Origin of the sequence: Aliiroseovarius sp. PTFE2010 (assembly GCF_049943335.1) — a bacterium.
Taxonomy (GTDB): Bacteria; Pseudomonadota; Alphaproteobacteria; order Rhodobacterales; family Rhodobacteraceae; genus JBNFVY01.
Map to the genome: position 1 here is coordinate 95,985 of NZ_JBNFVY010000003.1, position 11,985 is coordinate 107,969.

The following is an 11,985-nucleotide window of genomic DNA, read 5'->3' on the forward strand; positions in this document are numbered from 1 at the left end:
TATGGACTGGAACGCACTGAAATCACTCGCACAAGACGCCAAAGGTCGTCGGATCGAAGACCTGTTCGATGATGATCGCGCCGCGCGATTTTCGGCGCGTCTGGGCGATATGTTGTTCGACTATTCCAAAACGAATATCGACGAGGCGGTGCTGGATCATCTGATCGCGATGCTGGACGTCGCGGGCGTGGCGGAAAAGCGCGAAGCGATGTTCACCGGGGCCAGGATCAATGAAACCGAAGATCGGGCCGTCTTGCACACGGCTTTGCGCGGGATTGACGATGCTCAGGTAATGGTCGACGGCAAGAACGTGATCTCGGGCGTGATCGCCACCCTGCGGCGCATGGAGGCTTTTGCCAACGGCGTGCGCCGGGGCAACATCGCGGGCGAGGCGGGGACGGCCTTTACCGATGTGGTCAACATCGGGATTGGCGGCTCGGACCTGGGGCCGGCGATGGCGACGCTGGCGCTGGCGCCCTATGCCGATGGGCCGACGTGCCATTTTGTTTCCAACGTGGACGGGGCGCATATTCATGACGTGCTGTCGGGGCTGAACCCGCTGACGACGCTGGTGATCGTCGCGTCCAAGACATTCACCACCATCGAAACCATGACCAATGCGCAAACGGCCAAGGACTGGTTGTTGACGTCGGTGGGGCCGGACAACCTGATCAAGCATTTCGCCGCCGTTTCGACCGCGCGCGACAAGACAAGTGAATTTGGCGTGGATCCTGATCTGGTGTTCGGATTCGAAGACTGGGTCGGCGGGCGCTATTCCATGTGGGGGCCGATTGGTCTGTCGGTGATGATCGCGATCGGGCCGAAACGTTTCGCCGAATTCCTGCGCGGCGCCGAGGCCATGGACAACCATTTCCGCAGCGCGCCATGGCGGGAAAACCTGCCCGCGCTTCTGGCGCTGGTCGGTGTGTGGCACAATCAGGGCTGTGGCTATGCCACCCGCGCGGTTCTTCCCTATGATCAGCGGCTGGCGCGTCTTCCGGCCTATCTTCAGCAGCTTGAGATGGAGAGCAACGGCAAGCGCGTGTCGATGGATGGGGCGGACCTGCCCGTTGACAGTGGCCCGATCGTCTGGGGCGAACCTGGCACCAATGGCCAGCATGCGTTCTACCAACTGATCCATCAGGGAACCCGCATCGTGCCGTGCGAATTCATGATCGCCCGCGAAGGCCATGAACCGAACTTGGCCCATCAGCATCAGCTGTTGGTGGCAAACTGCCTGGCCCAATCAGAAGCGCTGATGCGCGGCCGATCCCTGCAGGAAGCGCGCGCCATCATGGCGGCCAAGGGGCTGACGGGAGACGAGCTGGACCGCCAAGCGCGCCACCGTGTCTTTCCGGGCAACCGCCCGTCGACCACGTTGGTCTATCCCAAGTTGACACCCCATGTGCTGGGGCAGATCGTGGCGCTGCACGAACACCGGGTGTTCGTCGAAGGCGCGCTGTTGGGAATCAACAGTTTCGATCAATGGGGGGTTGAACTGGGCAAGGAACTGGCGCTCGCCCTGCAACCTATCCTGGCGGGCGAGGCCAGCGCCCAGGACAAGGACGGATCGACCCGGATGTTGATCGACTACCTGCGCAATGAGAACAGCAGCTAGGCAAACAGTCGGCCAATCCCTATCGCGGATATTGGCAAGGTCTCAGGCGCGCAGGATGACGGCCTGGCCAGCGGATGCGTGATACTGTTATCGAGCGAAACGGCATTTTCCGCGGAATGTCCGGGCTCTTGCCCCTTGAAGGGCATTGAACGGGCACAGTCGCGTCACATGTGAAAAAATACCGGGGAAATGGAGCGGGTGAAGGGAATCGAACCCTCGTCTTAAGCTTGGGAAGCTCCTGCTCTACCATTGAGCTACACCCGCACGGCGCACGGGGTACTTCAGGGCGAAGATCGCTTCAAGTGTAAAATGGTTCGGTCGGCCCCCGCGGGGAGGTGGCGGGAGCCAACCCTGTCTGCATCAGACGCCCTTAGTACGTGACGCCAAGCGTGTCGTCGCGGTTGCTGCTGGGAAGGGTTTTAACGCTGTCAGCGGAAAAACCGCCGCGGGTCACGACATCTTCTTCATAGAATTTCGAGCCGCTGATCCCCATCGTTTTGCCATCGCTGTATTGCGTTTCGCTGAAATATTCTGCGGCGGCTTGCGACATCGTGGCCGACGGGGTCAGATCCACATCGGGCAACATGGTGAGGCTACGATCGCCGGCAAAAGCGGGGGCGGTTACTGCTGTCAGTGCCACAGCCAGAATGGTGGTCCGTTTCATATTATTTTCCTTCCAGATTGGCCTACGTCTCGGGATGAGCCGCAGGTGGAGCGTCGCTCCGTTGTCCAATAGGAAATAGGTATGGAAATTTATCGCTCAACAGGTCCGGGCGCGAAGTTCTGCGCGCTTGTGCACACCGCGTTGCGCCTGAATACTCGACACATTTTTGTTACCGCAGCGACAGAGTATTTTCAGGTCAACGTGACCTCTCGCCAGGCCCCCGGGGCAAGGCCATCCAGCGTCCAATCGCCGATCCGGGTGCGCACCAATCGCAGGCACGGATGCCCGACATGGGCCGTCATCCGGCGCACCTGCCGGTTGCGCCCTTCGGTCAGTGTCAGTTCGATCCAGCAATCGGGAACCGTCTTGCGATATCGTACCGGCGGGGTGCGGGGCCAAAGCCATTCCGGCGTTTGCACCCGCCGCGCGCGGGCGGGTTTCGTGCGTCCGTCCTTCAAGTCAACGCCGCGCGCCAGCGCCGCCAGTGCGTCCGGGGAAATGTCGCCTTCGATCTGGGCCAGGTAGGTCTTGGGTTTTTTGAACCGCGGGCTTGAAATCCTTGCTTGCAGTTTCCCGTCATCGGTCAGCACCATCAGCCCTTCGCTGTCGCGGTCCAATCGCCCAGCCGGGTACACACCGGGTACATCGATGAAGTTCGACAGTGTTTGGCGCGGGCTGCCATCGGTGCCCTTGTCCGTGAACTGAGACAGCACATCGAACGGTTTATTGAGCAGGATCACCTTGGTCATCAGTCGTACCGTGTCTTGGGGCCTATGGCAGGCGATGAGACATGGCTAAGCCATTGTGCGGGGGCGGGGAAGGCTGCAGCGTCAGATTTTGGATTGCGCGGCAGTTTACAGGCCAGGCAAGGGCGCGGCGTTGTGACAAGCGTTGCCAAATCGGGCGCTCACGCGTAACCTTTGGACAAGCCAAGATATTGGAGGGCGTGAAATATGGCGCCCAAGCGTCCCAAGCGGGGGGGCGCGTTCCCATTTCCGGTTGAGCGCGACGCCCCGTACCAGCCCGATCCCGAAGCGCTATACGGCGCGCTAGATCTGGGTACAAATTCGTGCCGCATGCTGATTGCCCAACCCAAGGGCAACCAGTTTCATGTGGTGGATTCCTTTTCTAAATCCGTCCAACTCGGGGCCGGGCTTGAAGCATCCGGTCGCCTGTCGCGCGCGTCGATGGCGCGTACGGTGCAAGCGATGCGCGTGTGCCGCCAAAAGCTGGAAAAGCGCGAAGTCAAGCGGATGCGCCTGGTCGCGACCGAAGCGTGCCGGCGTGCCAAGAACGCGCGCGATTTCATACGTTATGTGAAACGCGAAACGGGGCTGGAGCTGGAAATCATCCAGCCCGAGGAAGAAGCGCGCCTGGCGGTGATTTCCTGTGCCCCGCTGGTGTCGGTCAAGACTGAACAACTGCTGGTGGTCGATATTGGCGGCGGGTCGACCGAACTGGTGTGGATCGACCTGTCGAACGTGCCGCGCCATGATCGGCCGCGGGCGATCATGCGGTTGCATTCGGGGTTCAAGCCCCAGGGCGACAGCCCGTTTCCCCACGCCAAGGTGGTGGACTGGATTTCCATCCCCCTTGGGGTGGCGACCCTGCGCGATCAGTTTTCCGACGTGGACGACGACGGGGCGCGTTTTGCGTTGATGAGCTGGTATTTCGAAGAACAGATGTCATCCTTTGCCCCCTACGAGGGCGAACAAACGCGCGAGGGGTTCCAGATTATCGGCACGTCGGGCACGGTGACAACGGTTGCGGCCAGCCATCTGGGGTTGCGCCGCTACGAAAGGAACAAGGTCGACGGTCTGCGCATGACTTCGGATCAGATTGACAAGGTGATCCGTAGTTACCTGACGCTGGGCCCGGCGGGGCGCCGCGCCGATCCGCGGATCGGGCGGGATCGTCAGGCGCTGATCATGTCGGGGGCAGCGATTTTGCAGGCGCTCTTGCGGATTTGGCCAACGGACCGCTTGTCCGTGGCGGACCGTGGGCTGCGCGAAGGTCTGCTTTATGCGCAGATGTCGGGCGACGGGGTGCTTGAGGATGGGCCATACTGACGGGGCGCTGGCCCCAGGCCCTGACGGGCGATCCCCCGGCACAATTTTAAAAACAAGAAGGGCGCAGCATTGCCTTGCGCCATTGGGCTGGGTTAAGGCGCGGCTGGAGGTCTGGTCATGACAAAGAAAACGAGCGGGCGCGGGCAGCGCGATTTGCGGGTAAAGGTCAAGAGTGCACGTGGGCGCAAACTGTCGTCGACTCTGTGGCTTGAGCGGCAATTGAACGATCCCTATGTGCGCCGTGCCAAGGCCGAAGGGTATCGCGGGCGCGCGGCGTTCAAGATTTTGGAACTGGACGAAAAGTTCCGGTTTCTGGTGCCCGGGGCGCGGGTGGTCGATCTGGGCTGTGCACCGGGCGGCTGGTGCCAGGTTGCGGTCAAGCGGGTCAATGCGCTTGGGGAAAGATCAGACAAAAAGGTCGGAACGGTGCTGGGGGTCGATTTGCAAGAGGTCGATCCGATCGCCGGGGCCGAGGTGCATCAACTGGATTTCATGGCCGATGGCGCGGATGCACAGGTCAAGGCATGGTTGGGTGGCAAGGCCGATGTCGTGATGTCGGATATGGCCGCGTCATCGTCCGGGCACAAACAGACGGACCATTTGCGCATTATCGCCCTGTGCGAGGCGGCAGCCTATTTCGCCTTTGACGTGCTCGAAGAGGGCGGAACCTTTGTGGCCAAGGTGCTGGCAGGGGGCGCCGAGGGCGATTTGCAAAAACTGTTGAAGCAAAAGTTCACCAAGGTGGCGAACATGAAGCCGCCAGCCAGCCGGTCGGACAGTTCGGAAAAATTCGTGGTGGCCACGGGGTTCCGCGGCTGATCCCACCTGTCGGCTGAGTGGTCAATTGCCGACAGGCCAGTGGGTTCTGCAAACCAATTGACGCAGCTCGGCTGGCTTCCTACGATACCTCATACTGACAAAACCTGTGTCACAGCAAGAGCTGGCCGGGCCGTGGAGGACGGCGAACCGGCTGCATGCTCTGGCGTTTGCGGCGCGGTTTGGGAGGATCGACATGACCGACAGGCTGGCGCCAACCGTGCCCCGCAAGGAAACGCGGCCCTGGTTCAAATGGTATCCCAAGGGGGTCGATCCGTATTTTGTGCCCCAGCCCAGTACCATCCTGGACCGCCTGACACGATCCTTTGACCGCTATGGCGACCTTTGCATGATCGAATATTATGGCAAGGAATATAGCTATGCGCAGATGCGCGCGTTGGTAGGCCGGGCCGGGGCGGCGCTAAGGGCGCAGGGGATCAGGCCGGGTGACCGGGTTGCGCTGCACTTGCCAAACTGTCCCTGGCATCCGATCTTTTTCTTCGCAACCTTGTCGATCGGCGCGGTGGTCACACAGGTGTCGCCGCTGGATGCAGAACGAGAAATCCAGCACAAGTTGCACGACAGCGGGGCCAAACTGGTGGTGTCTTTGACCACGCCTGAGTTTTCTTCGCGGTTCGAAATGCTGTTGGCCGAAGACGATTGCCCACCGCTGGTGATGTGCGACGATCCGGTTTCGGCCATGGGGCGCGAATGCCCCGTGATCGACGGGGCCATGTCGCTTGAAACGTTTTGGGCTGATCATGACGGCGCGCCGTATCAGCCTGTTCATGCCCAGCCGTCGGATGTGGCGTTGCTGCAGTTCACCGGTGGGACAACGGGCGTGCCCAAGGCAGCCGTTCTGACCCATGACAACCTTGCGGCGGCATCGCAGATGTATTCCGAAATGGGCAAGGCCGACAGCGTGTCCAAGCCCGGCAAACCATGGCTGCTTTATTCGCCGCTGTTTCACATCATGGGGCTGAGTTCGAGCATGCTCAAGCGGGTGGCCGAAGGGGGCACCTTGTGCCTGCGCCTGCGTTTCGATCCCGAGGTGACGTTGCGCGAGATTCAGAGCTTGAAGATAGCCGCGCTCGGCGGGGTGCCCACGACATGGATTGCGCTGCTGGCGACCAAGGGGATTGATACGGCTGACCTGTCCAGTCTGGAATATGTCGGCTCGGGCGGGGCCCCGCTGCCGGTCGAAGTTTATAATCGCGTCAAGGGGCTGACGGGGCTGAAAATCCGGGGCGGATGGGGGATGACCGAAACGTCGCCCGCGGGCACCACGGTGCCGCGCGACATGCCGGACGAAAAGCTGGGCACCATCGGCTTGCCCTTGCCGGGGCTGGACATTCGGATCGTGGATGTCGACGATCCGCACCGCGAGCAGCCACCGGGTACGCCGGGCGAAATGGCGATCCGTGGGCCGAACGTCACGTCGCGCTACTGGAACCGGCCTGACGACACCGCCGCGGCCTTCGTGGACGGTTGGTTCCTGACCGGGGACATCGGCTTTATGGATGACGACGGGTGGTTTTATATCGTGGATCGCAAGAAGGACATGATCCTGTCGGGCGGCTTCAACGTCTTTCCGCTGGTGATCGAGAACGCGGTGCACACGCACCCGGATGTGGCCGAGGCGCTGGTGATCGGGGTGCCTGATGCGTATCGCGGGGAAAGCGCCAAGGTCTTTGTGGTGCTGAATGCGGGCGCGCCGCGCTTCACGCTTGAGGCGTTGCAGGATTTTCTGGGCGACAAACTGGGCCGCCACGAGGTGCCGCGTCATTTGGAATTCCGGACCGAATTGCCGCGCACGTCCGTCGGAAAGCCCGACCGAAAGGCGCTGAAAGCCGAAGAAAAGGCGTTGCGCGTCACGGTCTGACCGGCCGAGTGTGACAGGAAAAGGGCGCCACAATGGGCGCCCTTTCTTGATGCCGGGACGACAGATCAAATAGCGCGGGTCAGGTCGCGCGGGTCCAGCCCAACTTTTTTGCCAGCCGATCCTGCGCGGCGAGGTATTCACGCTCAAACCGGGCGACCAGTTCAGCGGCGGGCACGACCTTGTCGACCGCGCCGATCCCCTGGCCCGATCCCCAGATGTCTTTCCAGCTTTTGGGCTTGGTGCGCTCGCTGCCAAAGTTCATCTTGGACGGGTCCGACATTTCCAATGCGTCAGGGTCCATGCCCGCGTTGGCGATCGAAGGTTTGAGATAGTTGCCCCAGACGCCCGTGAACAGGTTGGAATAGACGATGTCCATGGCGTTAGACTGGACGATCATCTGCTTGTAGGCGTCCTGCGCATTGGCCTCTTCGGTGGCGATGAAGGCCGATCCGGCATAGCCGCCATCCGCCCCCATGGCCAATGCGGCCAGAATGCTGTCGCCCTTGGCGATGGCACCGGACAGGAATAGCGGCCCGTCGAACCACGCGCGGATTTCCTGGATCAGGGCCATGGGCGATTGCGCCCCGGCGTGACCACCAGCCCCGGCCGCCACAGCGATCAGCCCGTCGGCGCCTTTTTCGATCGCCTTTTTGGCGAACTGGTTGTTGATCACGTCGTGCAATGCGATCCCGCCGACCGAATGGGCCGCTTGGTTCACTTCTTCTCGTGCGCCCAGCGACGTGATCCAGACCGGCACCTTGTGCTTGACGCAAATCTCGATGTCACGCTCGAGCCGCGTGTTCGAACGATGCACGATCTGGTTTACTGCGAAGGGCGCGGCGGGGGTATCGGGGTTGGCCTGATTGTGGCGGTCGAGCTCTTCGGTGATGCGGGTCAGCCAGGCATCCAGCAGGATCGCATCGCCATCGTTTTCGCGGGCGTTGAGCGCCGGAAACGAGCCAACGATGCCGGCCTTGCATTGGGCAATCACAAGATCGGGGTTTGAAATAATGAAAAGCGGGCTTCCGATAAGTGGAATGCGCAAGTTCTGGAGTAATGGGGGCAGGGCCAACGGTGTCCTCCTCAGGTCATGTGCAGCCGCAAATGCTGCAAGTCGCGTCACTACAGAGGAGCCTGCGGTCAGGCGTTGACTGCGTCGGGGCGATCACGGCCGTGTTCGCTACTGCGCGCGAAAACCTCCAACAGTTCCTCCTGTCTCATCGGTTTATAGAAATAATACCCTTGGACAAGATTGAACCCTGCGTCGCGCACGATCTGAAGATCCTTTTCATTTTCGACGCCCTCAGCAATCGCAAGGACATTCAGCGCTTTCGTCATGGTCGCCACAGCATTCAAGATAAGTGGGCCGGATTCACTTTGCGACGAGTTGTTGATCAGAGATCGGTCGATTTTGATGACGTCATTGGGATACTGCGGCAGATAATTCAGCGAGGAATACCCGGCGCCGAAGTCGTCCACGGCGATTTTGACACCCTCTTTGCGCAATTTCGTCAGGTTCGCGATCACTTGGGTAGAGTTTTCCAGAAGTTCGGATTCCGTGATTTCAATGCTCAGCCTGTTCGGCGCAACACCGGCCTGATCCAGCGCGGCAAGCACACGTTGGTGATAGTTGCGCTCTGTCAGTTCGTGGGCCATCGTGTTGACCGCAACATACGTGTCGCTGGGCCACTGGCGCACCGCAATCAGCGCGCGCTTCAGGATCAGTGCGCCCAGCTGTGCGGTGCATTGCGTGTAGCGCGCGGCGTTAACCACGTCTTCTGGCAAGACGGTGCCCAGTTCCGGGTGATCCCAGCGAACAAGCGCTTCGCAGCCGATGATGCGGTTCTGGTTCACATCGACCACTGGCTGGAAGTCGCAGCGGATTTCCTGGTTGCGGATTGCGGCCGGCAGATCGTTCGCCACACGGCGTTCAGCGATCAATCGGTTGCCCAGTTCGACGTTGTAATGTTCCAGCCTGCTGCGCCCTTTGTTCTTCGCAAAATAAAGGGCGCGGTCAGCTTCCACTTCAAGAACCTGCAGGTTCGCCTCGCGTGCGGGGGCGCGTGACACGCCCATCGAACAGGACAGCTCAAGTTGGGTTCCGTCATGTTCGAAATCGCGGCACAGCGAAGCCAGTATCGCGGCACAAAGATCTTCAGTGTCCCGCGGGTTGACGTCGAAAATACAGGCCAGGAATTCATCGCCGCCCTTGCGGGAAATCAGGCCGGTTTCACCGATGATTGCGGAAAGGCGTTCTGCAACGGTCTTGATCAGGACATCGCCGGCCGAGTGGCCATGCGTGTCATTGATGCTCTTGAGGTTGTCTGCATCTATGAAAACAAACACCACTTCGGAATTGGGATTGCCCTCGTTCGCCTTGTAAATGCGTTCGGCCGCGCCGGCCTGAAATGCCGCCGGGTTCAGCAAGCCGGTCATGATATCGTGCGAAGCCAGGTATTCGACGGCTTCCTTGGCGTGATGCTCTTCGGTGATGTCGCGCGCGAACCCTTCGAAACCGATGATCGTGCCGGATTTCGATATGGTTTTGCGCAGATAGATCGACAACACCGATTCATGCGTGGTGTGCGCCTTGATCCGCAAGCGCATGTCGAACTGCGCCGGAAGCTCGGAGGGGGGACCGGACAGACGTCTTAACAGGGCCGCGTCCTCTTCGTCGACGGCCTGTGCGCCGGCGCGGCCGAGCAATCCGCGCAATGGCATGCGCCGGTATTCGATGTCTTCGAGGCCCAAGTGGCTGAGAAGGCCGGGCGCGACTTCGTGCATCAAAAGGCCTGCGTCGCAGCGCCAGAGCCAGGCCGAATTGGCGTGTTCGTAGTCGCCGATCAACATGCCGATCACATCGCGCTGTGCTTCTGCTTCTTCGGTGCGCATCAGCTCACCCAGGAACATGACCGTATGTTTCGTGATAGCAATGGCCACAATGCTGCCAAAGGTAAGACAGATCACAAGATAATGGACCGAAAATGCACTGCCGTGAATGGCCAGAGACGAAACGGCGCCAACAATGATCATCGCGCTATAAAAGAAGGCCGCAAGCGGCACCGGATACAGAACCAGCGCCCCGCCGGCCATCATGACAGCCGTCACAGCCGCGATGAATCCCTTTTGTATCGGGTCAGCCGTGCCATACTCAACGGCGATCGGATAAATCCAGACACTGGCCAGCAGGACGGACTGCAAAACAACGGCGCCGGGTGCCCTGGCGCTGGCCCAACGCTTTTCGGAAGAGCGGCGATGTCTTCCCCTGATCATCCCGTACGCTGACAACAAACAACTGAGTGTGGCCCATACGACCAACCCGATGCTGGGTGAATTTTCGGACGACATGATGGCAAAAACCGCCAACGTATTGACAAAGTTAACAATGCTCACGGGTCTCGCGATGCCGGCGAGCGAGTCAACCTGGGCCCGGCGGATTCGGCCCATAAGAGTCTCTGTCACTTCGAGTCGCGGCAGTCCCGCACCATGACGGCGCAAAAACCGGATGATCAGACCGTCAGACCATTCCCCAAGCCAACTCGTGATTTTCGTCATGCCCGACATCCACTCCGCACTTCTCGGAAAGAGTATGGATAAAAACACCCAAAGATACGTTAACAAACCGTCCCGGTTACATCCCGACACCCTATGATACGAGGGTTGGGAACGGGCCGGGCAACCGTGAATGCGCGCTCTCCTCATACGTGTTGGATGAATAACAGATCAACCTGAGTTTGCGAGGTTTTTGGGCAGTTTGCCAATAAAACACCTGTATGTGGTGCGCGCTTGACATAGGTTACAAAAATTGTCAGGTAAGGGGAAGCCACCTTGCGCACCGCAGGACAGCCGACCGCACATCAAAATGACCAACGAAATTGATAGGTCCAGTATGTTCAGCAAACGCAAATCCGGATGGCGTGCACACGCGCGACCCGCCACAAACATCGTTCCTCCAGTGGGCTTGTCGGTCCCCAGTGTCTGGATCGGATCCCTGTTTCAGCAAAATGAACGGGGGGCGCTAGAATGATGCTCAGCGCCAATCCGAAAAACGCCACGGAAACAGTCCCCAGTTATGATGCCCGTACATTGGTCGGACAGAATGGCCTGGCCCAGATCGAGCTGGACGGACAAACGTATTTTCTGCGCATCACGCGCCTGGGCAAACTTATCCTGACCAAGTGAGCCGTGACCGCGTCAAGCCGCGTGAAACGTCGCTACCAGGGGCGGCGCGGCGACAGCAGTGGACGCAACGCCAATGGTCGTGGGCGGTGAGGGGGCAAATTCCTGTTGCTTCCCAGCAGTCAATTTGACGGGTTTGATATGGGCCTGTTCGACACAATGAACGTCGCCAAGAGCGGCTTTATGAAGCCGAGCAAGCAATAGGGTAGCCAGTTGACCAAGACTTGCGCCTTGTGGGTAAAGGAAAAAATGCCCTATCTGAACTTGGCAATCTCTCCCTCGGTGCGAAGGGCAACTGCCGCACTTTAGGCGCGACTTTTTTTCTAAAGATCCTGTTTTATCTGAGCGTCTGTTCGTAGGGAGATCGTTCATGAATTGGTTGTCGTTTCTTACCGCATTTGGGATGGGGTCTGTTGTGACCGCGCTCGTTCAAGCATGGCTCGCACAACGGTCACAAAAGGACGAACGAAGTTTTCGTGAAAAGCAAGAGGCTTACATCGGTTTGCTGGTTGCGTATCGTCGCGCCGCAGTCGTGGGGACAGATGAAGCTGCGAAGGTTGAAGCTACGAATGAAGCTGCGAAGAACTTTGCATACTGGCAGTTTCGGTGCGAGTTGGTCGCGCCGATAGCTGTTAGGCAAGCAATCATACGCATTGTTGAGACGAATGACGATCAGATAGCACGCTCGTAGGCAGAGGATGAACTTAAGGCCACGATCCGACGTGATCTCCGCATAGCAAAATGAGGCTGCATTCGT

At 59.6% G+C, this 11,985-nt stretch carries 10 protein-coding genes and 1 tRNA gene; 6 read left to right on the forward strand and 5 right to left on the reverse strand.

The genetic code is table 11. From position 1 onward, the window contains the following. The first annotated feature begins 1 nt into the window (after position 1). Entirely contained in the window at positions 2-1,618 is a 1,617-nt protein-coding gene (gene pgi, locus ACP2AV_RS06480; protein WP_426371882.1) for a glucose-6-phosphate isomerase, read from the forward strand. A 190-nt stretch (positions 1,619-1,808) separates the two neighbouring features. Here the strand turns inward: pgi and ACP2AV_RS06485 are convergent. The 3 genes from ACP2AV_RS06485 to ACP2AV_RS06495 form a co-directional block, all read right to left on the reverse strand. Continuing rightward, a tRNA-Gly gene (locus tag ACP2AV_RS06485) sits at positions 1,809-1,882 on the reverse strand. Between the two features lie 106 nt (positions 1,883-1,988). Next, positions 1,989-2,282: a hypothetical protein gene (locus ACP2AV_RS06490; RefSeq protein WP_426371883.1), complete on the reverse strand. Its 294-nt coding sequence runs from the start codon at positions 2,280-2,282 to the stop codon at positions 1,989-1,991. A 191-nt stretch (positions 2,283-2,473) separates the two neighbouring features. Then, positions 2,474-3,031, reverse strand: a complete 558-nt coding sequence (locus tag ACP2AV_RS06495; RefSeq protein WP_426371884.1) for a pseudouridine synthase — start codon at positions 3,029-3,031, stop codon at positions 2,474-2,476. 204 nt (positions 3,032-3,235) lie between these two features. Between ACP2AV_RS06495 and ACP2AV_RS06500 the strand changes: the two genes are divergently transcribed. The 3 genes from ACP2AV_RS06500 (at position 3,236) to ACP2AV_RS06510 (ending at position 7,049) form a co-directional block, all read left to right on the forward strand. Then, on the forward strand, positions 3,236-4,351 hold the full coding sequence (locus ACP2AV_RS06500; RefSeq protein ID WP_426371885.1) for a Ppx/GppA phosphatase family protein: 1,116 nt from the start codon (positions 3,236-3,238) through the stop codon (positions 4,349-4,351). 117 nt (positions 4,352-4,468) lie between these two features. Next, on the forward strand, positions 4,469-5,170 hold the full coding sequence (locus ACP2AV_RS06505; RefSeq protein WP_426371886.1) for an RlmE family RNA methyltransferase: 702 nt from the start codon (positions 4,469-4,471) through the stop codon (positions 5,168-5,170). 193 nt (positions 5,171-5,363) lie between these two features. Beyond that, positions 5,364-7,049 (forward strand): class I adenylate-forming enzyme family protein, encoded by a 1,686-nt coding sequence (locus ACP2AV_RS06510; RefSeq protein WP_426371887.1) that lies wholly within the window; start codon positions 5,364-5,366, stop codon positions 7,047-7,049. A gap of 79 nt (positions 7,050-7,128) precedes the next feature. On the opposite strand, the gene ACP2AV_RS06515 is transcribed toward ACP2AV_RS06510, so the two are convergent. After that, a complete protein-coding gene (locus ACP2AV_RS06515; RefSeq protein ID WP_426371888.1) occupies positions 7,129-8,121 on the reverse strand; it encodes an NAD(P)H-dependent flavin oxidoreductase in 993 nt (330 codons plus the stop codon). Positions 8,122-8,189: 68 nt separating this feature from the next. Beyond that, positions 8,190-10,250: a putative bifunctional diguanylate cyclase/phosphodiesterase gene (locus ACP2AV_RS06520; protein ID WP_426371889.1), complete on the reverse strand. Its 2,061-nt coding sequence runs from the start codon at positions 10,248-10,250 to the stop codon at positions 8,190-8,192. A gap of 822 nt (positions 10,251-11,072) precedes the next feature. Between ACP2AV_RS06520 and hemP the strand changes: the two genes are divergently transcribed. Both hemP and ACP2AV_RS06530 read left to right on the forward strand, forming a co-directional pair. Beyond that, on the forward strand, positions 11,073-11,231 hold the full coding sequence (gene hemP / locus ACP2AV_RS06525) for a hemin uptake protein HemP (RefSeq protein ID WP_426371890.1): 159 nt from the start codon (positions 11,073-11,075) through the stop codon (positions 11,229-11,231). 367 nt (positions 11,232-11,598) lie between these two features. Continuing rightward, positions 11,599-11,919 (forward strand): hypothetical protein, encoded by a 321-nt coding sequence (locus ACP2AV_RS06530; protein ID WP_426371891.1) that lies wholly within the window; start codon positions 11,599-11,601, stop codon positions 11,917-11,919. Positions 11,920-11,985: the final 66 nt, after the last annotated feature.